At 40.4% G+C, this 25,012-nt stretch carries 18 protein-coding genes; 9 read left to right on the forward strand and 9 right to left on the reverse strand.

All coding sequences use genetic code 11. The features are described 5' to 3' along the window. Positions 1-63: 63 nt before the first annotated feature. The 7 genes from P1X15_RS19460 (at position 64) to P1X15_RS19490 (ending at position 5,911) form a co-directional block, all read left to right on the forward strand. The gene (locus P1X15_RS19460; RefSeq protein WP_277339805.1) at positions 64-453 is read left to right on the forward strand and encodes a hypothetical protein; all 390 of its coding nucleotides are present in this window, start codon (positions 64-66) and stop codon (positions 451-453) included. 2 nt (positions 454-455) lie between these two features. Then, positions 456-911: a hypothetical protein gene (locus tag P1X15_RS19465; RefSeq protein WP_277339806.1), complete on the forward strand. Its 456-nt coding sequence runs from the start codon at positions 456-458 to the stop codon at positions 909-911. A 613-nt stretch (positions 912-1,524) separates the two neighbouring features. Then, positions 1,525-2,367, forward strand: a complete 843-nt coding sequence (locus tag P1X15_RS19470; RefSeq protein WP_277339807.1) for an SDR family oxidoreductase — start codon at positions 1,525-1,527, stop codon at positions 2,365-2,367. 67 nt (positions 2,368-2,434) lie between these two features. Beyond that, positions 2,435-3,352, forward strand: coding sequence for an AraC family transcriptional regulator (locus P1X15_RS19475; RefSeq protein ID WP_277339808.1), 918 nt, complete (start codon positions 2,435-2,437; stop codon positions 3,350-3,352). Positions 3,353-3,527: 175 nt separating this feature from the next. After that, a complete protein-coding gene (locus tag P1X15_RS19480) occupies positions 3,528-4,181 on the forward strand; it encodes a DUF4279 domain-containing protein (RefSeq protein WP_277339809.1) in 654 nt (217 codons plus the stop codon). Positions 4,182-4,311: 130 nt separating this feature from the next. Beyond that, positions 4,312-5,046, forward strand: a complete 735-nt coding sequence (locus tag P1X15_RS19485) for a hypothetical protein (protein ID WP_277339810.1) — start codon at positions 4,312-4,314, stop codon at positions 5,044-5,046. A gap of 109 nt (positions 5,047-5,155) precedes the next feature. Further along, on the forward strand, positions 5,156-5,911 hold the full coding sequence (locus P1X15_RS19490; RefSeq protein WP_277339811.1) for a DUF4262 domain-containing protein: 756 nt from the start codon (positions 5,156-5,158) through the stop codon (positions 5,909-5,911). A gap of 342 nt (positions 5,912-6,253) precedes the next feature. On the opposite strand, the gene P1X15_RS19495 is transcribed toward P1X15_RS19490, so the two are convergent. The 3 genes from P1X15_RS19495 to P1X15_RS19505 all read right to left on the reverse strand — a co-directional run bounded on the left by P1X15_RS19495 (position 6,254) and on the right by P1X15_RS19505 (position 9,312). Then, positions 6,254-8,044: a metallophosphoesterase family protein gene (locus P1X15_RS19495; RefSeq protein WP_277339812.1), complete on the reverse strand. Its 1,791-nt coding sequence runs from the start codon at positions 8,042-8,044 to the stop codon at positions 6,254-6,256. 34 nt (positions 8,045-8,078) lie between these two features. After that, on the reverse strand, positions 8,079-8,267 hold the full coding sequence (locus P1X15_RS19500; protein ID WP_277339813.1) for a hypothetical protein: 189 nt from the start codon (positions 8,265-8,267) through the stop codon (positions 8,079-8,081). Between the two features lie 196 nt (positions 8,268-8,463). Next, entirely contained in the window at positions 8,464-9,312 is an 849-nt protein-coding gene (locus P1X15_RS19505) for a glycerophosphodiester phosphodiesterase family protein (RefSeq protein ID WP_277339814.1), read from the reverse strand. Positions 9,313-9,947: 635 nt separating this feature from the next. On the opposite strand from P1X15_RS19505, the gene P1X15_RS19510 reads away from it, so the two are divergent. Together P1X15_RS19510 and P1X15_RS19515 are read left to right on the forward strand one after the other, a co-directional pair. Next, entirely contained in the window at positions 9,948-10,406 is a 459-nt protein-coding gene (locus P1X15_RS19510; protein ID WP_277339815.1) for a hypothetical protein, read from the forward strand. A 483-nt stretch (positions 10,407-10,889) separates the two neighbouring features. Next, positions 10,890-11,327: a hypothetical protein gene (locus P1X15_RS19515; protein ID WP_277339816.1), complete on the forward strand. Its 438-nt coding sequence runs from the start codon at positions 10,890-10,892 to the stop codon at positions 11,325-11,327. A 264-nt stretch (positions 11,328-11,591) separates the two neighbouring features. On the opposite strand, the gene P1X15_RS19520 is transcribed toward P1X15_RS19515, so the two are convergent. The 6 genes from P1X15_RS19520 to P1X15_RS19545 all read right to left on the reverse strand — a co-directional run bounded on the left by P1X15_RS19520 (position 11,592) and on the right by P1X15_RS19545 (position 24,830). Beyond that, the gene (locus tag P1X15_RS19520; RefSeq protein ID WP_277339817.1) at positions 11,592-12,938 is read right to left on the reverse strand and encodes a PhoPQ-activated pathogenicity-related family protein; all 1,347 of its coding nucleotides are present in this window, start codon (positions 12,936-12,938) and stop codon (positions 11,592-11,594) included. Between the two features lie 133 nt (positions 12,939-13,071). Then, positions 13,072-14,316 (reverse strand): hypothetical protein, encoded by a 1,245-nt coding sequence (locus P1X15_RS19525; protein WP_277339818.1) that lies wholly within the window; start codon positions 14,314-14,316, stop codon positions 13,072-13,074. 107 nt (positions 14,317-14,423) lie between these two features. Beyond that, a complete protein-coding gene (locus P1X15_RS19530) occupies positions 14,424-16,061 on the reverse strand; it encodes a SusD/RagB family nutrient-binding outer membrane lipoprotein (protein WP_277339852.1) in 1,638 nt (545 codons plus the stop codon). Positions 16,062-16,099: 38 nt separating this feature from the next. Continuing rightward, positions 16,100-19,513 carry a SusC/RagA family TonB-linked outer membrane protein gene (locus P1X15_RS19535; protein ID WP_277339819.1) on the reverse strand — a complete coding sequence of 1,138 codons (3,414 nt, stop codon included), beginning with the start codon at positions 19,511-19,513 and terminating at the stop codon, positions 16,100-16,102. A gap of 317 nt (positions 19,514-19,830) precedes the next feature. Further along, entirely contained in the window at positions 19,831-21,519 is a 1,689-nt protein-coding gene (locus tag P1X15_RS19540; RefSeq protein WP_277339820.1) for a SusD/RagB family nutrient-binding outer membrane lipoprotein, read from the reverse strand. Positions 21,520-21,548: 29 nt separating this feature from the next. Beyond that, a complete protein-coding gene (locus P1X15_RS19545; protein ID WP_277339821.1) occupies positions 21,549-24,830 on the reverse strand; it encodes a SusC/RagA family TonB-linked outer membrane protein in 3,282 nt (1,093 codons plus the stop codon). Positions 24,831-25,012: the final 182 nt, after the last annotated feature.

Below are 25,012 nucleotides of genomic sequence, written 5' to 3' on the forward strand. Positions count from 1 at the left end.
AGGTGTAAACGAAATTAGGTATATTTACGGGGAGGTTGGCTGACATTTTATAGAGACCCTACAATGATAGAAAAAAAATATAAAATATTACTTGACGACAAATTGTTTGGAACGACAAAATTAGAATTTGGCGACCCACCTATGGGTGTTGTATTTGGACAAGTAAACTTTGATAATAAAAGTATCGGATATGACTATATTAAACAATATTGCATTGACAACTTAATTGAAATTCAAACAGATTGCCCAAACGACAATTTGATTTCAACAGGGCAAATTGGAAATCTAAAAGTTTACAATTCTGAAAATTATGAGCTTGTTGGAATAGGGAATATTATTGAAGGAATGGACTCTGAAAAATACACAATAACAATTCTTGGGTTAGACAGTGAAGTTTACGAAAAAGAATTTCCAGAACACATTGCTGAATACAAACAAAAATTAAAGAATTAGCGATGAACAGAAATAACCAGAAAGAAACACTTTACAGAAAGGTAAACACAAAGGTAAGGAATGTAAATCACAATTTCGGTGGCGACTTTAAATATTCAAGACACAAGAAAAAAGAAACTTTGGAGCAAACCAAAGGAACAATGTATAGCAATAAGGAAAGAGGGCTAGACTATACACCTCTTTTTAGATTTTTACTATCAAAAGTTGGTTTGAATTGGAATGACATATTTAGTGAAGCCAAATCAAGACTAGACAAAATAGAACCAATATTTTGGTTAGTGGCATTGAACCAAAATGACAGAAAAGAAATTGTAAGACTTGGCAAAGCAACATATTTTTCAGGACTATATGTTGACGATGACGGAATTTTGCAATTATCAAATCCCGATTTGCAAACAACAGACTTGAAACATTATTGTGAGTGTTGCACACATACATTTAATGGACAAGTATATTGAAAATAAGAAAAACAAACGCTAATAACTAAGCATTCGTGGTGGCCGTAGGCCAAGTCATGAAGACCCGAAAGCCTTTGGGATTGAACGAAACTCGGGTGGGCGGCTAGTCTAGCGGTAGGGATTTTACCATAATGTAGCACAATGGCTGTGGTATGCTGAGAATAGTTTTTAAAAGTACTTGGGTTGCGACCAAGTATCGAAACACTACGCTCAAAACGGTGAGTTAATTCTTGAAAACCAGACACTTTTCTAATGGCGCGATTGATGAGCGTATGCTCCCTTAGCTCATCAGAATTCTTTTTTTGTCATGATTAATTTTAAGTTTAAATAGGCCTTAAAATGAACCCTTTTGTCTACGAGGATTTTGTTCAACACGGGTTTGGCGTCAGGCGGGCGAACATTCTTCGCATCAACATTTTTGCTAAATTTGAACTGCGGTTCTTCGTATTCAAGAGTGTCCCGAACGCTAAGCTGCAGCACATTAGCGCTAATAGCACACCCATCCCTGCAAAGACTATTCTGCATTTTGACTACGATTAACTTCATTTTGGAAACAATCAGCAGAATTAGCGACTATACTTTTGCATCATAATTAATTTAAAAAATGTTTAAAATGCAAAAGACAGTTTTAATTACCGGAACTTCCACTGGAATCGGAAGAGCAGCAGCCATTCATTTTGCCAAAAATAATTGGAATGTCGTGGCGACAATGAGAAATCCTAAAAGCGATACAGAACTTATAAAAATTCCAAATATTTTGGTAACTGCTTTGGACGTAACTAATCCAACATCTATTACAGAAGCAATCAATTTGGGAATTGGACAGTTTGGAAAAATTGATGCGGTTGTAAACAACGCTGGTTACGGACAGCAAGGATTATTTGAGGCTGTCTCACCCGAAAAAATTCAGGCACAATTTGATACCAACGTTTTTGGTGTGATGAATGTGATAAGAGGATTGCTTCCACATTTTAGAAGTAATAAAGGAGGTGTTATTGTGAACATTTCATCGGGAATTGGTAAAATTGCAACGCCTATTACAAGCATTTATACCGCTTCCAAATTTGCTATTGAAGGTTTTTCAGAAGCACTTGCCTATGAGTTAGATTCACAAAACATCAAAGTAAAAGTAGTGGAACCAGGATTTATCAAAACGCCTTTCTACGAAAGAGCAGGTAAAGAGTTTGCTTTTATCGATGAATCCTTGTTGGACTATCAAAAATTCTCCGATGATATGGCTTTGTTTTTCAAAGGGTTTGAAAGTATAGAAAACCTCTTCACTGCCGAAGATGTAGCCAAAGTAACTTATGAGGCTGCCAATGATCAATCCAATAGATTGCGATTTATTGCGGGATCTGATGTTGAACCTCTTATAGAAATACGCAATTCCAAACCAGAAGAAGAATACCTGCAAACGATTAGAAGTATTTTCTATCCAAGCGGTTTTAAATTGTAAATATAGTTTAACAGGAAGCATTTTTAGCGCTTCCTGTTTTTTAACTTTGTAATTAGATTCTAATAAAATGATTGACCATTCAAAGTCAAAATACACGACACTTAATTTTAAATCAATATCGGATTTTACAAACGCTTTGGGCGTAGCAAAACCCAAACATCCACTTGTTTCAGTTTTTAAAAACAACAATATTTCTCCTGAAACAATTGTAAAAAAACTGAATGCTCATTTTTATATGATTTCCTTTAAAACCAATTTGAAAGGAAAAATGAGATATGGACAAGGGTTTTATGATTTTGAAGAAGGAGGAATGATTTTCGTTGCACCAAATCAGGTTTTATCAATAGCAGAAGATACAGATGTTTGTGAGGGTATCAGTCTGATTTTTCATTCAGACTTTATTCGCAATTATCCTTTGGTTAAAAACATCTCCCGTTATGGATTCTTTTCTTACAATGTCAACGAAGCCTTGCACCTTTCTGAAAGTGAAAAGGAGAAAATCATTCAAATTTTCGAAAGTATTTCGCAAGAACTCAACACAAGTATTGACGAAATAAGCCAGGATTTAGTAATATCTTACATTGAAGTATTGTTGAATTACTGTAATCGTTTTTATAAAAGACAATTCATTACACGCAAATCAGTCAACACTGACTTGCTTTCGGCAATGGAAGATTATTTAGAAAAGTATTTTGGACAATTGGCCATTAATAAAGGATTGCCTACTGTTAAGGAAGTTGCTCAATATCTAAATGTATCCTCAAGTTATTTAAGTGATATGCTTAGAGCTACCACCGGACAAAATGCGCAACAACATATACATTCAAAACTTATAGACAAGGCAAAAGACTATTTAAGCAATCAAGAAATGTCTGTTGCCGAAATTGCCTATCAATTGGGTTTTGAACAACCGCAATCTTTCCATAAATTATTTAAAAAGAAAACGGACTTTACCCCATTGGAATATAGACAATCGTTAAATTAAAAACTCACTACCGTGAGTAAAGGTATTGGCAATAGGCGGGCTAAACTCCTTCGATTGGACACTTATACAAGGGTCAACCACGGGGGGGCGCTTCGTTCTTCGATTGAATCCCAGAATGCATTCGGGATGCTAAAAATCTCTGCCTTCGGCAATCCCCAAAATTAGCAATAATAGTATGACTGACCAACAAGCAATAGAACTCATAGAAAAGGAATTCAAGGACAAGACACTTGGAGTGACAGAACAGTATCTTGGAATTCATAGTCCAATCCATGTTGACAACAAACTAAAAGTTGACCGCATTGACCGAGACAGAAAAGACGAACTAATTATCGCTTACTTACCTGTTCTTGAAGAGAAATTTTATTTTGCAGTTTACATTGACACAGAGACAAACGAAATAACAGGTGTTGGGACTGAAGCATATCATCGGGTGTATTTCAGAGCAATATCAGAAACATTCTCTGCGGACGAATTAAAAGCAATGACACGATTAACACCAACTGAATTGTGGAATAAAGGCGACCTTAGAAAAAGTAGAAAATCTAATAATACATTTAGCAATCTGACAATTTTGCCCAACCCAGAACCTGACGAATTTGAAGATAAACTAAAAAAACTGCTTGACTTTTTGGAGCAAGACAAGGAAGGAATAAAACGACTTGCTGCAAAAGCAAATGGATATGTTCAGGTTGCTATGGAGATTCATAATGGAAATGGAATGATTGGCGGATATAACATTGACACAGACGACATAAGAAGAATGAACGACTTAAAACTATCAATAAATTTTGACCTTTATGTTGGCGGAAATAGCTTTAAGGAATAGAACTACTATACTACTAACACAGATTTTGCATCAGGCAGGGTGAATTCGGTCGCTGTTGCGATGCAAATTTGAAGCTTTGTGCTTCGAAATCCATCCGAAAACGTTTTGTACTATTTAAAATCGATTACAAGTGAACGAAATATATAAGCACAAACTTGAAATATTACGACAGCGGATTCCTATCGGACTCCGACACGGGCTAACATTGCTTGAAGAAGTTGAAGGAGATTTAGAAAAAGCTGAAAAGCATTTTGTGGAAGAAATGGTTGTTCTAACAATTAGCAAAACAGGAGTGACATCAGACGCTGCAATTAGATACTTAACAAAAAGTAATTTTGATATAGGGTTGACAATTAAAAGAATTGATGAAGAACGTTACACTTTGACAGAACTTATTATTAGAAAATATAAAGACAAAAAAGAAGAAGCATTAGACAAAGTATATTTGACGATTGAGGAGAAGTATAATTTAGAAAGAGATTTTTGGCTCAATTTTGGTTATTTGAAAAATTTGCCTTCCGAAATTTATTGCTTTGTGGCAATTATGGAGTGGCTTAACTTTGAAGAGAGGGAAGGCTATCAAAATGCTTTGTCGTTTAACTTGGATATAGTTGTCCAACAAATTGATAAAAAGCTGGACCTTTCAGAGTTGATGCATTCTTTGAAAAAAGCGGAGAATATTCTGGTACTTGTTTACGAAGAATATGATGCGAAAAAATCCTATAAAAATTATTCAAGAGCTACTCATGATTTGCGAAATAACAAAGGCTTTCAAGAAGTTGAAAATGGATTTAAAGAACAAAAACAAATACTTATAAATCGACTTTATGAATTTGTACAAAATAATGTTGACAAATTCCCGTAGAGAAGAAACCGTACACAGCATCGATTTAGTAATATGGCGCCCTGCAATCTTTAATATTTGTTCGAACTTTCACTAAAAATCTGGCGTATCACCAATTTACAAACCGCATATGACAGACAATCACTACAAACACGACATAGAAACTAAACAAGCAATTCTTGATAATATTGAAAAATATGGTTGCCACTTAGCATTACTGGAGGCTGACAACTATTTACCCGCTTTTGTTTATTCAATCGGACTATTTAAAAATTTTGGACACCCTGAAATTATTTGCTTTGGCTTAAAAAAGGAAGTAATGGCTTCTATAATTAATCATGCTTGCGACTTGATAAAGAGAGGTGAAACACTTGCAACTAATAAACTCTATTCAGGTTTTTTAAGGGGTTTCGACATTCAGTTTTTGCAAGTTGACAAAGACTACTACCCAGACTATGTAGGTTATGCAGGTTGGTTTTACGACATGACTTTTGATTTTCCAGTATTACAACTTGTTTGGCCAGACAAGCAACATAATTTTCCGTGGCACAAAGACTTTGACCCTAACTGGAAATTCAAACAACCTTTGCTTGACCGAAATACGGACTTTAAATTTTATGAAGAACGAAACTTAGGTGTCTATACCACAAGTCAAGCTTTCAATGGGGATCCGATATTATATGTTTATCATAACGAAGACGGTGACTGGCAATTTCACACAAGCTTAGAACCCAATTTAGATGATGCAAAACTTGTTTGTTTAGAAGAAATCACCAAATTGGACCCAACAATAAACGAACTCTATCATTTACAATTTGGTTGGTGGGCATGGCGAGACCATAAAGATGATGAATGGAAATACGAAGAAGAGATAGATGAAGAATAACCGTATGTAACTCGGGTTTTTATGCAGGTTAGGTATGACCTTATAACATCAACTATTTGCAAATCCCAGTGTCTGTTTAGTAAGACGCGTAACTATCAATTTTTGTACTTAACTTCAACGATATAACTTTCTTGTGAAAATTAAATATTTAAAAATTAGTGCTTTGTAGTTGAGTCTGACGTATTCGCTTATCACTAAAATTAATAAATGAGTAGCGAAATCGAGGTTTGGAGCCGTAATAAATATCAAAAAGAAATACCAAGAAGTTTTTATAAAAACTCAAGGCCGCCTTGTCAGGGCGGCCTTGGCATTTAGAAATTATAAACTAGATAGAGGAGGTGATTATTCTTTTGTGATTTTTAGCTCATCTTTTACCTTCCCGTTGGTATCTAAGCATCGATAGATAAGCTGATTGTTGTCGATTTTGAGGTGTTGATACACAGGGCCGCTCTGAAAGCGGGCAGCCGCATAAGGCTCTTCGGGCCAGTAAGTGTGCTTGCTCGGAATACTAATCGAAATGGTATAAATCGTACCTTGAGCGGGGCTTTCAACGGCTCTTTCGGCGCGCATAGGTTTGCTTCGCATATAGTAGTGAACGTGACCACTCATGACCATATCCACGTGGTATTTATCAAAGAGTACTCCCCATTCTTTGCGGATTTGGGCATAGTCTTCCTCAAAGTTGTAGGGAGGAAAATGCACCATTACAAATTTCCATTTGGCTTTCGAATTGGCAAGCTGTTGTTCTATCCATTTGGTTTGGGCATCAATCGGGAAAGTCCCATCTATCATCAAAAACTGCGCATTTTGGTATTGAAACGCGTAGGTTCTTTCGCTGGGAAGTTTATCGGGGCCCTTAGTAGGCAAATCAAAGGTGTTTTGGTACATCGCTGCTCCTAAGCCATCTTGACTGTCGTGATTGCCGGGAATGGGCATCAATGGCTTTTGGCTAAAAATGGAGCCAGAATGATGAAAAAATTCATCCCATTCGTCGCGGTTTAGACCAGTACTGACCAAATCGCCGATGATTGAATAAAACGAAATTTCGGGGTGACGTGTAAGCGTCTGACGAGCCATATTGCCCCAATCGGGGGACTTGTGCGTATCGCCAAACCAAATAAAAGAAAAGGCCTCGGGCGAAGTAGCTTGCGTTTTGAACGACGCTACCTCTGACCAGCCCTTCTCGGGTGAACCTACGCGGTAGTAGTAAGTAGTGGCGGGGGTGAGGCCGCTAAGTTTGGCCGTAAAACGATGTATGTAGCGGTCGTTGCGGAGCAATCGGTCCTCCATCTTAAACACCTCAGCGGCTGCTTTGAGCGTATCAGCCGAAGCCGCTGACCAGTACTGAACTTGACTACTAGCGACACTCTGCTGTGTACGCCACTGAATGCTTACGCTTGTGGCGGGGTCGTTGCTCCAGGTAAGTAGGATTTGGTCGGGCTTGGTACTCGAAGGGTAGGGCGTTTGGCGAAAAGCCCCCACCATGTGCGCTTCGCGGGCGCGACCTCGGATAGTTTGAAACAAAACATCCCCGTCCAATTCTTCGGGAACTTCCGTAAGTACCAAATCATCCCAATCATGGTATGTGAAAGCCCCTACTTTTGTTTCGGCGAAGGTTTGACTTTCAGGAAACACGTTAGTGATTTTGACTTTATCCCCTTCTTTTTGTGGACCAACACTCAAAAAATAAACTGGACGGTGCTTGTCAAATCCATTGACTCCTAGCTCCACTCTGCCCTTGTCGTATTTTTTTTGCCATACTTCGTAAGTGTATTCTTCATTTTTGACGAGTAGTGAGGTTTTCTTAAAACCACTTTTTTCGAGCCAAAACGGCAAAACTTTTTGGTCTTGGTGGCGCATCAGCGAAACCACTACCGGCACATTGACATCAAAAGTCCAATACTGAGTGGCTAGGGATTTTTGCTCAGTTTCGTCCAAAAATGTCAGCAAGTAAGGTTGCGAAACGGTGTCAAGTTGGGTAGGAGAAAGCTTCTGATAAAGCCTAGTAACAGCGCCATCCATGACATTTTCGACAGTAGGAACGGTGCTAGGAAAGTTTGCGGTACTTTTACAGGAAAGAAACCCGACTATTCCACATCCTAATAATAGTGAAGATAAGATTTGATATTTCATACTAATTTAGAAGAAGATTCAACGCACTTATTGGCTACGAGGCGTTGTCTTTTGTGTTTGGGTTTTGAGCAAGTAATTGGTTAAAATAGTGCTCAAAAATACTACTGTATTCTTCGGTCATCTCATGGCTACCAAGCCCTTCCAAAAACTCATTCAGCTCGTCTATCGAGAGTTCGTTGCTCAAGAGCTTTCCAATCAAATATTCTGAACGGTTTGGCTTCATTTTTTTGGCTTGGTATATACCTATATACTTACTAGTATTAGGAAAAGGCTATCCATGAGGTGGTTTTTTGTGGAATTTTAGAAGTTTTACATGATTGAGGTGTATTTTAAAAAGATATGTGGGCAAAATGTCTTTTTTGTGTTTTTAATTCCCTTATTATCAATCAGTTGTGTTTTGGATAGTTGTAACTTCAAAATCAACGGTGCCATTTTTTTTCTTTCAACAATTTCATCAACAATTCAGGCTCATCGGTTTGGACAATATTGGCACCATGTTGGAGGAGTTGTTGAAGAGCTTCTTCATGCTGACCGTTGCGAAGCAAAACATCTATTTTGCCTAAGGCATTAATCCAGATTCTAGCGCCACGTTTTTTGATGAGTTGCGTTACTTCTGGGGTATAAAAAGAAAAATCGATGTGTACTACTTCTGGTTTAAAAAGTGTGAGAGCGGAGTCGGCCATTGCCAGCGAGTGGGCGCGGGGCATAAGCATGTATTTTTTGCTGATGTTGTCCACATATTTGAGCGAATTGTAGTCGCTATCGAAGAAGAAAACAATGTCTTCCGTTCCCGTTTTTTTTACAATATCAATAACAGGCCCCAGACGGTCGGTTTTCAAATCCAAATCCACCAAAATTTTACCTTTGGCCAAGCGCAAAATTTGTTCTAGTGTGGGGATTTTATGAAGGGTTTTTTCACCTTTCACTACCAAGTTATATTGCTGTAACTGCGCAAACGACATCTCTTCGGGATCTCCTTGGCCATTGGTAGTACGGTTGATTTTGCCATCGTGCATGAGTACAGGTACGCCGTCGGTAGTGACTTTGACGTCGATTTCGATGATGTCAATCCCAAGACGAATCGCCTCTTCCACCGCTGGGATGGAGTTTTCGGGTAAAATATGGTGCACTGCTCGGTGAGACGCCACCAATACCGTAGGAGAGCCACTATCTAGGAAGTCTTTTTTTATTTCTTCTATTTTGCGAGGAGTGATGGATGCACTAATTCCCCAGGCGACCATAGCCAATGCCAAAACTTGTTTTTTCATACTTTGTTTATAAAACGATGTTTGAAATAGTACGCCCCGAAACAGCAAATAGGCTAATCCTTGAGCAAAAAAATACCTAGAGAAGAAGTTTTATTACACTAGTGGAGGGGGGATAAATAGGTAAGATGTTACAAAAAATATAGCAAACTAATTAGCAGGATAATCCAGCAGGCAAAGTCCTTGTAGCGTTACCATGCTCTTTGGGGTATAACAGCCTCAAGTAATTACGATTAACTACGACCCACAATGGGACAAGCCAATCAGCACCCGAGGAATCGATGGTTTGACAACAACTTATGAATTTTCTTAGGCTGTGCCTGTAAATCAATATTTTGCCATCAAGCCTAAAGCATTCGCTTGCCATTAAAATTGTTAAATGAGTAATAAAATCCGGGTTTGGGCTATGACAACTCCTAAAAAGATAGACATAATATGAGGTTGTAAGTACTTTGTTCTTTTTATAAGAAGGCTCTCTAGTTGGTCATTATATCAAGGAATTTGTTTAAATGTTGATATTTTATCATCTTTGGATTATTTCCATTCTTTTTATAGTAAATTGACACTCTCACAGCTTTCTCTATATCACAACCACTATAATTGGATATTAAATGATTTATTCAAAATTTATAAATAGAATGAAAAATATTGTTTTTATAATTTTGTGTCTTTTTTCTTCAATATGCTGTTCAAAACAGCATATTGATATTGACAATTTTAATATTTTGATAGAGGATAATGTACATAGAATAGATTTTGTAAATGGTGTATATGAGGTTTTTGATCAGTCCGCTTCCTTCAAACCCTCTAAAGAGGATATAAAAAAAGTTGTAAATTATCTCTATGAAAATGATGCTCTTCTTAAAAATAAAGATAAGGGCTTTTGTTCTTATATACACTCACTTCCTGTTTTAACAACGAAAATTACTATTGTTAATAAAGAGGACACTTCTATAATAACTTATTGCGACCCCTGTTATTATCCTTTTAACTTTATCACAGTTGCGAAGGCAGATAAACTTGTAACGATGATAGAAAATATTTGCCAAAAAAATGAAAATGTCAGAAAATTACCATATGATTTTTATCTTGAATAATTTTCATGTCATTATGTTCAATACTTGCTCGGCTTCGCCCACAGCTACGCCCAAGCTTTGAGGTATATCCGAAAAGGGGGGTTAGTCATAGTTGAAAAAGGCAAAAAAAATATGCTGGCAAGGGTTGATAATTTTTCTAAACATAAAATACAAAACTGATAAAAATTTTGAAATCTGTTCTTGGTTTTTAGTTGTTATATTTCTTCAAAGACTATGCTAATAGTTTAAGACTACGGCAGTATTATGGTTTCAAAACTTTGAAAGATGAAGTTGACCGCAAACGAAATCGGCACCAGCAATTTCAATTATACTATAAAAATATCTCTGTTGGAGCTGTATTTTCTTTAAGCTCCAAATATAGAGTAAGTTATTGAAATATAGACGGTGTCATACTTTTACGGAAGAATACCCCATTTTATAGGCTACATTAAAAATTTACTTTTTTAATCTATATATGAAAATTTTATTTACTCCCCAAAAGCCATGAAAAGACGACAATTTTTAAGCCTAGTAAGTATTATACTCATATTGACACTTATCTCTTGTGAGAAAACTCTCACCTCTACGCCAACTATCGTGACAGGCAGGGTGATAGATGAAAATAATACCCCTGTAGAGGGAGTAGAATTTCGCTTTAGTGGATACGATCAGAAAAATGCGTTTTCACATTCAGAAACGTTTTATCTAACTGCACTAACAGACAAAGATGGTATCTATTACCTTTCTCAAGTCATACCCAACGGAACTGACAATGCTAATATCCTACCTCTAGAAACTAGTAAATTCAGATTTGGGATGGACTATAATATCTTCTTGTATAAAGATGCAGTAGCCACCACTTTAGTGGGAAGGCCTATTGAAATACAATCTAAAAATTATGGTAAAACCAACACATTCAATTTTCAAATTAGAAAAAAATAGTAATAACTATAGAACATATTTATCTGGAATTTTTGTGACTATAAGGAAGATAAAACAGATCTTTCCAAAGTACCCAGCGGAACTTATACTTTACGTTGGCAGTCTGAAAGTAAGCAAGTGACCAAAAAACTACTAATCGTGAAATAGTAAGATTTTAAACCAACCTTCCCAAGGTTCATAGCCTTGGGAAGGTTGGTTTAAAAAAAATCCCCGACAATTAAACTGCCGGGGAGTCAAAGTTGGGTAAAAGTGGTGGAATATTTACTAAAGTAGTTTTTTAGGTTCGGTCAAAAATACCCTTGTACTTACGGTATAGGTGCCACCGTTAGGGTCTTTGTATTTCAAATCCACATAAAATGCTTTGTAACCACTGTCAGCGTATGATTCGGTCAATTTGATATTGGAAGTGTTGGAAACTCCTAGACTGCGGCTACTCCACTTTTCGTTTCTAAAATCCTTGTCGGTAGAGGTAGCCGACCATACAATAGCATCTACTAGGTCAGCAGGTGCCGTTTTGATGTTTACTTTTACTCCTTTTTTACTGGCTTTTGCATTCCAAGTAGGAGTGGGGTAAGCTTGATTATTGATAGTAGTACCAAAAAACGCGCTTAGTGCTTCTATGGCCTGTTTTCCGCCGCCTAAGTCGTGACCGGCATTGGGTACGTAGTGAATCATATTTTGGCCGGGAATTTGATCATAATAATGCTTGATGGCATCGACAGTCCAATACTCATCGTTGGTACCGATAAAGATTATCTTCGGAACGGTCAATTTGGCGCGGTAAGAGTAGGGGTCAACCATCGTAGTGATGGCATTGCCTTGGGGAGTATTGGCGGTTTGAGGGATTTCTAGTTTTACATAATCTTCGATTTGCTCACTGTAAGCCCCGTAAGTTTTGAGTTGATAATCGAGCGTGGCAGGCATATTGAGCATATCAATTACCATTGGGCCGATGGCCTTGACGCGATTATCGTCGATCGCTGCCGAAAGCCAAGTGGTCCAGCCGCGTTTAGAAGCTCCCGAAATCACGAAGTTTTTGACATCATGATTGAGTTTTTGTTTGGCAAAAGCCTGTACGGCATCCATTGCTTTTACGGCAGATTTGACCATAGGAAAGAGCAAAGGCCAGCTGTAATCTCCGTCTTTTTTGAAGTTGTGTAAAGTATAAGAGATGAGTGCATCTTCGGTAAGATTGCCATAAAGGGGCTGGTTGGGAACTTGTTTGAGAAGGGCTACGATGGCTTTGTTTTTGGAGGCAACTCCTGCCAAGGTAGGCCAGAGTTTATCGCTTTTGCTCCAGTTGGGTTGTTCGTCTTTGTTGGAGCCTCCAGTGATAAAAAGCATAGCGCCATCGTGAGTATTTTCTTTGGGAACCAAAAGGGTCAATTGGTGCCGCCAAGTAATGCCCCGCCATTTTTGAGAAGTCAGCAAAAGGTTATAGCCAGTGATATCACCTTGCGTAAAAGAATCTTTTAATTCCCAAGTAAAAGTATTGTCGCCATTGGTGATATAACTTTTAAGGGCTGTTTCGGGAGTGATGGTGCTTTGCGCCTTGGGATGAGAAATACTTACCAAGCTAGCGATTATTAGAACTAAAAATGATTTGTACATAAGTTTTTATTAATTGAGGAAGTTATGATTAATGTGGCAATTTGAAAATGTGATAATTTGAAAATATTGGTGGGAACTTGGTTGAAATTTGACCATTATACTACTCAAGGCAATTATATTCAACATTGTCAAATTACTGAGGTTTGGGACTTTCTTTTATTAGTTTAAGAGCTTGGTCTATGTAGATTTCACCTGTCATTTCGCCCAAACTCGTACGACTTACGTATTCGTATCTTTTAAAACTATTGAAATCAACTTTGGTAAGCATATAGCCGAAGGCGTCGTTGGTAAGACCAAACAGAAATGGATACTTGGTATTCATATTTCTTTTGAGATAGAAACCAATATTGGGCAATGCTTCCCCTGGAATCGTCAATACTTGCGCCGGGCCAATGTTCAAGAGATTGAGCTGAGTCGATACTTCGTTGGGTTTGGCGTTGGGATGTTTGAGTGGTGAATTTTGAAGAATATACTTCATCAAATCAGAATCTACCGGAAATGTAATCGTACGGGCTGTTGAGTACAGCGCAGGGTTCGACAAAGTAGGGGCGTCTTGTACGATACGTAGGGCTTCGTCGGCTAGTAGTTCTCCAATCCGAATACATTCTTCCCAAGTATTGGCTTCCGTGCCTGCTTCGCGGCGGGTATCGGCAGTTACCATTCCTCCTTGGGCACCATTCATAAAAAGAGCCATTCCACCGCCTTTGGCCTCAATACGGTCGTAAAGCGGACCACACAAGTCAGGACTCATGATGCCTCTCCCTGAGCCAATCACCTCAGGATGAATCGCATAGTTTACCAATGTAGCAATGGGTTTCCCTGCTTTTGAAACAGCCTGAATCACCCCACAACGAGGATCGTATAGTTGGTCAGCGTAGTAGTTGTAGGCAATTTTACCTTTGGCTTCCCCTACCGCAATTTTGAGCGTGGCAGGCTCTAACTTTGAGACTGCTTCGTTTACAGCTTCGGCGATTTTTTTTACGCAATCTTCAAGGTAATTGAGGTCGGCAGAAGTTTTGCCGTTTTGGTCGGGAAAGGCATAGGCATCGGGGCCACTGTGGGTGTGAGTGCAGCCAATCAAGACATTTTCGGGTGCAATGCCTTTGATTAATGCCCGCGAACGATTCCCCAAAACGGACGACCACCCTAAATTATCTACACTGACGATGGCTACGCGTGTCGTACCTTTTTCTAGCACCAATACCCTTGCAAACAACTCCCCTTTCTTTTCGGTCGTTTTTTTAGGAACTCCTATTCCGCCCGAAGCCGGAAGTAGGGGATTGGGGGTAATGTTTCGCAAAGCAGCAGCAGCCTTAAAGTCCTGTGCCACTACATTGAAAGTTGCTAAAAAAGATAATAAGTAAGCAAAGAGTTTCATGGTTTAGATATGCATAGAGAGGTTTTATTTATAAAAATATATTCGAAAAAAGATAAAAAAAGGGTGGAGAGTATCCACCTTTTTTTCAATTAACTAACCCAAAAAAATTACCAAGGCTTACCAGTTCCTTGTACTACCCACGGCTTCGACCAAGGGCTATTTTTGCCATCGGCTTCCGAATAGTTGGTGGTTTCAAGTTTGCTCATAGCAGCCTCGGCATTTGTTTTATTAAGATTGCGCTCATCTAGCATATAATAGAAGCGCACTGGCAATACTTTACGTTTGGCTTGCGGGCCAGTTGTAAGCTCTGGGAAGCCAGTACGGCGATAGTCAAACCACGCCTCAGTAGCAGCAGTCCAGCTTGCTATCCATTTTTGTTCGATGATTTGTTTCAGTGTTCCGTTGTATTTAGCATCTGCTCCCGCGATGTAAGTGGCATAGCTGCTGGTAAGTCCCCAAGTGTCGAGAGATGCTTTTACGCCTGCTTCATAGTGTGTTTTGGCATCGCCTACTGCCCAGCCTTTGAGAGCCGCTTCGGCCAAAATAAATCGCACTTCTGCCGTTGACATCAGGCGAGATTTGAGCAAAGGCCCCTTGGCTTGGCGGTAGATGTCGTTGAGCCACGATACGTGTGGGTTGTTGGCACCTTGCTCAGCAGTAGGACTAAGATTGTAGGTAGGACCACCCAACATAGCCGTAGGAAGACCTACGTATTCATTGGTGTTGTACTCTTTTCCAGCTACTTTATCAGGCGAGAGATAGCGTTTGTTACCGTCGATTTTATCCGTTCCGGCAGGAAGAGAAGGGTCTACTACCAATTGAATTTTGACTTTGTTGGCCCATACTCCTAAGCGTGGGTCTTTGAGGGCTAGGAGTTTATCTACAAAAGTAGCCGCCATTTTGATACGGCGATAATTACTCTCACTAGCATCATAAATGGCATTGGCCGGCCAAGAGTCGTCGTTGCTATTTCCGGCAAAGGCCATAGCGGCATCATCAGCGATGGCAGTGATGATAGGATATTGAGTAGCATTACCCACGATTTTTTCGATGCCAGCTTTGGCTACGTCGGGTTTTTTGGCAGAAATGCGCATCAAATAGCGCAATGCCAGCGAATTGGCCAATTTTCTCCATTTGGCAGGTGCTCCTTGATAATAAACGTCAGCTGTACCTACAGTAGTGGTATATTCGGTTGCGTTTTTGGAAAGCAGCGTATTGGCTTTTTCGAGGTCAGCCAAAATACCAGTATAAATTGTTTCTTGAGAATCGAAAGCAGGAAAAGTATTTTCGGCCCCACCTACTGCTCCTTTGAGGGCACTGGTATAAGGAGCATCTCCCCACAAATCCGTAATCAAACCAAACATCATTGATTTCATCACAAGAGCAATGCCCTGGTGTAGTTCTGAATTGGTAGCTACGCCTCGGTCATATACATACTGATTGTTGCGTAGGATGTCATAATAAGAAGCCCAGCTTTGGCTACCTCCCCAGTCGTACTCATTGTGGCCACCACTCCAGCCATCTTTTTGGGTGTGTTGCATCACCCCTGCAATATCCTGATAGCCTAAGTTTACAAATGCTTTGCCTGTTTCGGTCAATACCGTAGACAGCACCAAGTTAGGATTGGCAGTTTCGGGGTTGACGCCGTTGGGGTTTTCGTTGAGTACGGTTAAATCTTTACAAGAAAATACCGTACAAGAAAACAAAACCACCAAGCATGTAGATTTGAATTTGTTCATTTTCATCATCTTTCTTAACCGCCTAAACGGTCGTTTATGTTTTCTTAAAATGTAAGTCCAAGTTTAAATCCGACAGGTATCACCCAAGGGTTGACATTGTAGCGTTCGATACCCTGTTTGAATTGACTTCCACCGCCTTGAACTCCCGCTTCCATTTGGAAGGCAGTTTCGGGGTCGATGTTGATTTTGGCAGCTGTCCACAAGATGATATTGCGGCTATAAACCGAGAAGTTAGCATTTTGGAGACCTACTTTTTTAATCCAATTTTGTGGTAAATCATATCCCAACGAAACCTCTCTTAGTTTAAGATAAGAAGCATCGTAAAGGAATGCTCTTGTGAAAGACCAAGCTGTACTACCCGCAAAAGGCAAGATAGTAGTGCCCGGCCCTCCGAGGTTTTCTTTGAAGCCAGTTGGGTTGCCGTTGGCATCATAACCTGTGGCAATTACGCCCGGAATAAATACCCCACCATGAGGCAAAGTATAAGGGCCATATTTGAAAGGATAGCCGCCATAATCAGGTGTCGGCCCTCCCACGAGTGGGAAATAGTTGCCATGAATACGAATGAGTTCGTCTTGATTCGCTACCAAATAATCCCTTAATGCTTGTCCCGTGAGGCCATTAGGATTGATGAGTTTGTCTAAGAAAAGTTGAGATTGACCATTTTCTTCGCCATAACGATATGTTTGTGAAACAAAATCTCCCCCATGTCGCCAGTCAAATGAAAGGTTGAGGCTGAAGCCTTTGTAGGCAATAGAGGTTTGCAATCCCATATTAAATTTGGAATTGAAATTCCCGATTTTGTTGCGGGTATTGATAGCGTCGATAGATTGCCATTTTCCGGTTTGGTCCAAGATAGGATAGCCATAGTAAGGCGATTCTTTGTTTTCGACAGTTACGATTTTAGCATCATAAATATCCCCAATTTGTTCGCCTACGTAAGTCCAGGCACCCCCTTTGGCATCCGTCCAGAGAGTATAATAAGGAAGGTCGTCCGAAAGTTGTTTGATAGTGGTACGGTTGCGCGTCCAGTTGGCATTAATGTCCCAACGCCAGTTGTTTTTGTCGAGAGGAGTACCCCCCAAGCTCAGCTCAAACCCTTTGCTTACGAGCAAACCAGCGTTGATGTTTTTGAGTGAATAGCCCGATGAAGGGGGCAATTTGGTACTCAATATCTGGTTACGGTTTTCGACAGTGTAATAAGTACCAGAGAAGCGTAAGCGGTTTTTAAACAAATTGAGGTCGATACCACTTTCAAAGGAAGTCACGATTTCGGGCTTCAAATCAGAAATAAGCAATGTACCAGGAGTGGTAAGACGCGGAACACCGTCCCAAGCACCTGCATTGCCCAAAGTTCCTAGGAGTTGGTATGGATTGGCATCGTTACCCACTTGTGCAAAGCCCGTGCGGAGTTTCAACAAGCTGATTTGGTTTGACAAAGGCAGCATTTCATTGACCAAGACACTCAAAGAAGCCGAAGGATAAAAATAGGAGCGATTGGCCGCTGGAAGGGTACTCGACCAGTCGTTGCGGGCTGTCACGTCCAAGAAAATCATGTCCTTGAAACCGATATTGGCTAAGCCATACACGCTGTAAATGGCACGTTGGAACCATGTACTGTTATAATCTAAGTTGGCAGGAGCGATGTTTTGGATGGTATATACACCCGGTACGATAAGTCCAGTACCAGATTTAGTAGCGTTTGTGACGTTTGAACCTTTCTGATAACGAGCATTTCCCCCCGCCGAAATCGACAAGCTAAAATCTTTTAAATCTTTTTTGTAAGTAGCCAAAAAGTCAGCATTACTTTCAAAATTAGCCAAATTGATAATACCATAAGCACCGCGAGGGTCGCTGGTATAGCTATTGGCCACTTTGAGTTCGCGGCGCTCGTTGTAAGTGTCAACCGCGTATCTTCCCATCAAACTCAAATCGGACGTGATTTGCCAATCTGCGCGTACATTCCCAAAAATACGGTCACGATTGAAGCCATTGTTGACTTCATAGGCTAAGAAATAAGGATTATTGTAAATACCTTTTGATTGTGAACGTTGTTGAAGACCTTCCTGACCAGGTACCCAATAGTCCTTCATATCCGTAATATTGATGTGAGGCGATACGGCATAGGCCCACTGAAGGGGATTGGTTCCTCGGTTTCCGGCAGGGCGATTGTTGGAGTTTGAGCGGCTAATGTCCATATTGGTACTAAGCCTTACTTTCTCACTTACTTTAATAGAAGTATTGAGATTGAGTGAATTTCTAAACAAATCTGAATTAGGAATAATCCCTCTATTTTGCATATTAGAGTAAGAGAGGCGGTAGCTGTAAGTATCGTTGCTATTGGCTACTGAGACGCCATTGGTCGTAGTGATACCTGTTTGGACGAAGTTCTTTACGTTATTGGGATGAGATACCAGAGGCATTGCGATAGGCTTACCATTAGCATCAAGGGGACTATTCCATTGTACTTCGGAGTATCCTTTATCGAGGGCTGCTCCATAAGTAGCTCCTACTTCTTCTTGAATGAGCTTACCGAAGGGGTTGGTGAGAGGATTTCCACTAATAGACGGAGGAATAGCCGAAAATTGGCCTGGGCCAAATTGTGTTTGCCATTTCAAAAATTTGAAAGGCTTATCAAAAACGGTATTAGAAGTAATCGAAACCGTCATTTTTTTGGCTTTAGAGCCATTTTTGGTGGTAATAAGTACCACCCCGTTTCCCGCCCGAGAGCCATAGAGGGCGGCGGCACTTGGTCCCTTCAAAATAGAAATATTTTCAATATCGTCTGGGTTGAGGTTAGAGATTGAATTTCCAAAATCAGCTTTATTGTCGTTTCCTACTTGGCTGATATTGTTGAGTGTATTGGCAAGGGGCACCCCATCTACCACAAAAAGAGGTTGGTTGTCGCTGCTGAGAGAAGTAGCACCCCTGATAATCATGCTTACTGATGAGCCTGTACCTCCTGTAGAACTAATACTAACCCCTGCTACCTTGCCCGCCATGGCATTGAGTACGTTTTCTTGGGCTACTCGATTAAGTTCTTTTCCGTCTACTTTTCCTACCGAATATCCTAGTGATTTTTCTTCGCGCTTGATACCGAGGGCAGTTACGACTACCTCTTTGAGGTTTTCGGCACTGGGAGCGAGTGATACGTCTATTACGTTACGATTTCCGACTGCAATTTCTTGGGCTGTGTATCCCACAAAGGAGATAATAAGGACGGGATTACTGCCACTTACTTCTAGCGAATAAGCGCCAAAAGCATTGGTAGTGGTACCTTTTTGAGTTCCTTTTAAGATAATATTGACGCCGGGCATTCCGGTGCCGTCTTCGCTTGAAGTGATTTTGCCGGAGATAGTTCGGGTTTGCGCCCAAGCTTCCGAAAAGCACAGAATCACCACCACCGTTAAAGTAAGCAAGTACCTAAGGTTTCTTCGCAGAATAGAGTTTTCATTCATGGTTCCTGTTGGTTAAAAAAAGTTCTATAGAACCAATACCTCAAGGGTTATGAAATAGACTACTCTGCATGACGAATTTTTTTAAAAAAATGTATTATTTAATGATAAATTAAAAATTTTATAATATAAACGTAATACTTTAAAAAAATAAAATAATAGTTTTTGGTTGATTTTCAGAAGATTGTGTTTGGGAGGGCAAAATGTTGATAATAAAGAAAGTCCTATAGACTGATAAAAAACTAGAGGCGGAAGATAATCCTCCGCCTCTGAGCAAACTACCAATTGTACATTAATCCTATCTTATCTAAACTTATCATTTACCAAGGTTTGCTAGTGCCTTGTACAATCCAGGGCTTAGACCATTGGCTATTTTTTCCTCTTAAACCTGAATGAGTAGTGGTTTCGAGCTTATTGATTGCCGCATCTGCGTTGGTACGGTTGAAGTTTACTTCATTGTCACCATAGTTGAAACGAACAGGTAGCACTGGCTCAGCAGAAGCGGGTCCTGCTTTCAAAGCTGGAAGGCCTGTTCTTCTATAATCAAACCACGCTTCAGTAGCAGCAGTCCAGCTAGCAATCCACTTTTGCTCCATGATGCGAGCAAGGGTATTGTTGAAAGCTACCCCAGGCTGTGCGATATAAGCGTCATATTGAGTTCCAACGCCCCAAGTTTCGAGAGAGTTTTTCACACCTGCATTGTAGTGCGTAGCTGCCGAACCTACAGACCAACCCTTTTGAGCCGCTTCAGCCAAAATAAAGGCCGTTTCAGCCGATGAAGCTAAACGAGCCCTTAACAAACCCCCACTGCTACCGCGATATACATCTGCTAGCTGTGATACATGCTGATTCTGAACTGTTTGGCCCGGAGTTGGGTTGTTGTTGTAATAATCTGGTTGTCTTAATCCAGGAGGCACACCTACGTACTCGTTGGTGTCGAGTGTGCCTGTGTAGAGGTTCGGATTATAACGGCGTGTGAACTTAATTCCTTTTTTCACTTCTACATTCAATACTTGATCGGTCAAGTAAGGAGTCCCTGTCATGACAACCCCGTCTTTTCTGATAAAAGGATCAACCGCTGTAGCAAGAGTAGGGTCAGCTACCCACTGCACATGCACGGGAGCAATCCATACTTTTAGGCGAGGGTCTTTGTTGGTAAGCAAGGCATTCACCAAAGTTTGAGCTGGTTTTTTTCTTCTAAAGTTTGATTGCTCTTGGTCAAAAGCAGTTGCACCCGGCCAAGAGTTGCCAGAAGTAGCTCCAATGTAGCTCATAGTAGCATCTTCACTTGGGGTCTTGATATACACACCAGAAGCATACACAGCTTCAATACCAGCCTTAGCCTCAGCCGACATTTTTTCGGATACTCTCATGTAGTAGCGCAACAAAAGGGTGTTGGCGAATTTCTGCCAAGAGGTAGGGTTTCCGTTGTAATAAATATCATAGCCTGCTGTATATCCGGTAGCATCTTTAGAAGCAAACAATTCAGAAGCGGTTTTCAAGTCAGCAATGATTCCTTTGTAGATTACTTCTTGACTATCGAAGGCAGGCTTCAAAAATTCGTTTGATTGGTCGCCTTTCACGGCTGAAGTATAAGGAGCATCACCCCACAAATCTGTAATCACTCCAAAAATGAATGAACGCATGGTAAGCGCTACTCCTTGGTGGAATTTGTAGTTAAGAGTTACCGAACGTTTGTACAAAAATTCGTTGTTACGAAGGATATTGTACCAACCGTTCCAATCTTGTGGACCCCAATCATAGTGATTAACGCCACTAAACCAACCGTCGTGTTGGATGTGTTGAGCTACACCCGCTACATCCCCGTAGCCTAGTTCCAAATAAGCACGCCCTACAGAATTCATGATTTCGGGCATCATTAAGTTGGGATTGGCGGTGGCAGGATCAATCCCGTTGGGGTTTTCGTTGATCTCGCTGAGTTTGTCGCTACAAGAAGCGATAACCATTACGGCGAGTACCAAAAGTGATTTTGATATGAGTTTTAACATGTTCATCGTATTGATTTAAATGTTAGTTATTACAAACTAAAGTTCAATTTGAAACCTACAGGTACCGTCCAAGGCATTACGTTTTGGAGTTCGATTCCTTGACGGAAGCGGCCGCTGTCTGCTTGGAAAGCTCTTTCAGGGTCAATACCAATTTTGGAGGCAGTCCAAAGCATGATGTTTCTGGTAAATAATGAAATACTAGCATTGCGGAAGCCACCAATGTTTGGAATACTATAAGAGAAAGACAACTCTCTCAATTTAAGGAAAGAGGCATCAAAAGTGATTTGCTTATTGAAGCTCCAAGGATAGGTATCAGTGATAGGGTAAATATTGGTACCAGCTCCCCCTAAGTGTTCTTTGTAAGTACCATCAGATTGTAGAATTACCCCAGGGATGAATCCACCGTCTCCGTCAGCACCCATTCCACCAGTAGCTTTGGTGTGTCCACCTACCCGTGGGAAATTACCGTTGGTAGGGATGATGTATTTTTCAGGATCTGATTTCAAAAGGGCTACTAATTCTGCTTCTGAGTACAATCCACCCGGAATAAGTTGATTTAACTGACGTTGAGATTTCCAGTCAGATTCGCCGTAGCGATAAGTATAAGATTGGAAGTTTCCACCTACGCGGGCATCAAAGCTAGCGGCCAATGAGAAGCGTTTGTAAGAAAGCGTAGCCTGCATACCCATGATAAAACGAGGGTTAAAGTTTCCTACTTTCTCGCGGGCATTACGGTCGTTTACAGCAATCCACTCACCGTTGTTGTTGAGGATAGGCCAACGATAATAAGGCGATGCGGGGTCTGTTACGGTAGCATAACCCCGGCTGTAGATGTTTCCGATTTCTTCTCCTACAAATGTAAACGCCCCTCCATTGTTGTCGTCCCAAAGCGTATAGAAATCCATTCCTTCCGTCAACTCCTTAATCGTAGTACGGTTGCGAGTGAAATTCATGTTGAGGTCAAGATTCCAGCCGTTTTTGTCACGAATAGGAGTACCTCCAAGGTTGATTTCCCAACCTTTGCTAGCTAGCAAACCAGCGTTGATAAGCTTACTATTAAAGCCCGACGAAGAAGGCGTAGTAATACCCAAGATTTGGTTCTTGTTTTCTAAGTAATAGTAAGTGCCTTCAAAACGTAGACGGTTTTCAAACAAACCTAAATCCACCCCAAATTCGGTAGATGTTGCGATTTCAGGTTTCAACTGAGCGTTTAATAATGTTTGGGGTACGTTGGTGGTAATTAAGCTTCCCCAGCTTCCTGTTCCCAAGGTAGGCATCAACTGATAAGGATTGGCGTCGTTACCTACTTGTGCCCATCCAGCTCTTAATTTCAAAAGAGAAATCGACTTAGGCAAACTGAAAGCATAGTTAGCAAGCCAGCTCAATGAAGCTGAAGGATAGAAATAAGAGCGGTTTTCGGCAGGCAATGTACTCGACCAGTCGTTACGAGCAGTCAAGTCTAAATAAAGCATGTTTTTATAACCTAAAGAAGCCATTCCGTAAAGACTATAGATTGCTTTTTTAGCACTGCTATTGCTTACTTGAAGGGAGGCCAAAGGAATGTTTGAAATTCTATAAAGCCCTGGTACCGTCAAGATAGCTCCGCCCATAAAGTCTTCTTTGTAGTTTTGGACCATGTAGTTTCCACCGCCCGATACGCTAAAGTCGAAAGCATTGATATTTTTCTTGTAGGTCAATAAGAAATCTGCGTTGGTTTCTTTGCGACCTAGACCTTGAAGATAATATCCTCCATTGCGACCACGGCTATAGCTCCAGGGGATTTTGGTCTCGCGATCTTCTACAAACATATCATGAGAGATACGAGCAAAAGCTGACAAATTAGAAGTAATAGCATAATCAAGTTTCATATTACCGTAAATACGGTCGCGGTTGAAGCCATTGTTGATGGCATATGCCAAAAAGTAAGGATTATCTCCATTTGTAGGCGACATTTGCTTGATTTGCTCATTACCAGGTACCCAGTAGTTTTGTAGCTCTCTTACATCTACATGTGACCATTGATAAACGGCCTCTAGCGGGTTGGCACCGCGGTTGGCAGTAGAAGGGCGGTTGTCGGATTGTGAACGTACGAAGTTTAAATTGGTAGTTAATTTTACCTTTTGATGAATATCATAAGTTCCAGAAGCAGATAAAGAGTGACGATTAAGGTCTGAATTTGGAATAAGACCTTGATTGGTCATCAGGTTGTAAGACACCCGGTAAGTGGTTTTGTCAGTTGAACCCGAAATAGCGATGTTGTTGGTAGAAGTAATTCCAGTTTGGAGGAAATTCTTCATATTGTCTTTGTAGGAGCGCAATTCGGTAGGAATCTTGTTACCATTGGCATCCAACGGGCTATTCCACTGTGCGGCCAAAATCCCCTTATCCAGTTCAGGACCTCCCCAATAAGCTGAAGTTTCATCAAGACGGGCATTACGATCACCATTCCCATATTTGTAATGAAGATCTAAGTAGCGGTAAGGCGTTTCGAAGACGTTGCTTGTAGAGAATGATACGCCTAGCCCTTTACCTTTTTTACCAGATTTGGTGGTAATCAAAATTACTCCATTACCAGCGCGTGAGCCATAGAGCGCAGCAGCACTTGGCCCTTTCAATACCGAAATGCTTTCTACATCATCAGGGTTGATGTCTGAAATGGCATTACCATAGTCAACGTTGTTACGATCTCCCATCGAACGGATGTTGTTGAGGCTGTTGGCTACAGGCACACCGTCAATCACAAAAAGAGGCTGGTTGTCGTTGCTTAATGAAGTAGCTCCACGGATGATGACGCTAACCGATGAACCAGCGCCACTTGTTTGATTGATAGTGACCCCTGCCACACGGCCAGAAAGGGCATTGAGAACGTTTTCTTGAGGTACATTTACGATGTCTTTTCCCGATACTTCACCTACCGAATAGCCCAAAGAGCGTTTCTCTCTTTTGATACCCAAGGCGGTTACTACTACTTCGTTTAGATTTTCGGCTCCTGGTGTAAGACTTACGTCTACTACACTGCGGCTTCCAACCGATACTTCATTGGCATCATAGCCCACAAATGAAAAGACAAGTACAGGATTGCTACCATTTACTTCAATGGAATAGTTACCTGTGGCGTTGGTACTAGTTCCTTTCTGAGTACCCTTAATAACAACGTTTACTCCGGGCATGCCAGAGCCATCTTCGCTCGTAGTGACTTTTCCAGTAATGGTTCTGACTTGGGCATACACCGAAGTACAGCAGATACCAAATACTAGAACTACCACACACAATCGTTTGATTGCTTTTTGTAATAGAAAAAAGTGTCTCATATAGTCTGTTTGTTTAGTTAGTACCTATGGTACGAAATAACTAAACAAACAGACTATCGATAGAATGTTATTTTTTTTGTAGAATTATTGACTAAGAAGTATTTGAGATATACGTAAACGATTGATAAATTGAAAATTTATTGATGTAAAATCAGTTAAATAGGTGAAGAAAGACTCTTTCT

The sequence above is a fragment of the Runella sp. MFBS21 genome (assembly GCF_029433105.1).
Lineage (GTDB): Bacteria > Bacteroidota > Bacteroidia > Cytophagales > Spirosomataceae > Runella.

Coding starts and splice junctions, on each gene's coding strand:
- P1X15_RS19465 (WP_277339806.1), top strand. CDS start 456: ATGAACAGAAATAACCAGAAAGAAACACTTTACAGAAAGGTAAACACA.
- P1X15_RS19480 (WP_277339809.1), top strand. CDS start 3,528: ATGACTGACCAACAAGCAATAGAACTCATAGAAAAGGAATTCAAGGAC.
- P1X15_RS19470 (WP_277339807.1), top strand. CDS start 1,525: ATGCAAAAGACAGTTTTAATTACCGGAACTTCCACTGGAATCGGAAGA.
- P1X15_RS19460 (WP_277339805.1), top strand. CDS start 64: ATGATAGAAAAAAAATATAAAATATTACTTGACGACAAATTGTTTGGA.
- P1X15_RS19475 (WP_277339808.1), top strand. CDS start 2,435: ATGATTGACCATTCAAAGTCAAAATACACGACACTTAATTTTAAATCA.
- P1X15_RS19515 (WP_277339816.1), top strand. CDS start 10,890: ATGAAAAGACGACAATTTTTAAGCCTAGTAAGTATTATACTCATATTG.
- P1X15_RS19525 (WP_277339818.1), bottom strand. CDS start 14,316: ATGAAACTCTTTGCTTACTTATTATCTTTTTTAGCAACTTTCAATGTA.
- P1X15_RS19505 (WP_277339814.1), bottom strand. CDS start 9,312: ATGAAAAAACAAGTTTTGGCATTGGCTATGGTCGCCTGGGGAATTAGT.
- P1X15_RS19545 (WP_277339821.1), bottom strand. CDS start 24,830: ATGAGACACTTTTTTCTATTACAAAAAGCAATCAAACGATTGTGTGTG.
- P1X15_RS19490 (WP_277339811.1), top strand. CDS start 5,156: ATGACAGACAATCACTACAAACACGACATAGAAACTAAACAAGCAATT.
- P1X15_RS19495 (WP_277339812.1), bottom strand. CDS start 8,044: ATGAAATATCAAATCTTATCTTCACTATTATTAGGATGTGGAATAGTC.
- P1X15_RS19520 (WP_277339817.1), bottom strand. CDS start 12,938: ATGTACAAATCATTTTTAGTTCTAATAATCGCTAGCTTGGTAAGTATT.
- P1X15_RS19535 (WP_277339819.1), bottom strand. CDS start 19,513: ATGAATGAAAACTCTATTCTGCGAAGAAACCTTAGGTACTTGCTTACT.
- P1X15_RS19530 (WP_277339852.1), bottom strand. CDS start 16,061: ATGAAAATGAACAAATTCAAATCTACATGCTTGGTGGTTTTGTTTTCT.
- P1X15_RS19540 (WP_277339820.1), bottom strand. CDS start 21,519: ATGTTAAAACTCATATCAAAATCACTTTTGGTACTCGCCGTAATGGTT.
- P1X15_RS19500 (WP_277339813.1), bottom strand. CDS start 8,267: ATGAAGCCAAACCGTTCAGAATATTTGATTGGAAAGCTCTTGAGCAAC.
- P1X15_RS19510 (WP_277339815.1), top strand. CDS start 9,948: ATGAAAAATATTGTTTTTATAATTTTGTGTCTTTTTTCTTCAATATGC.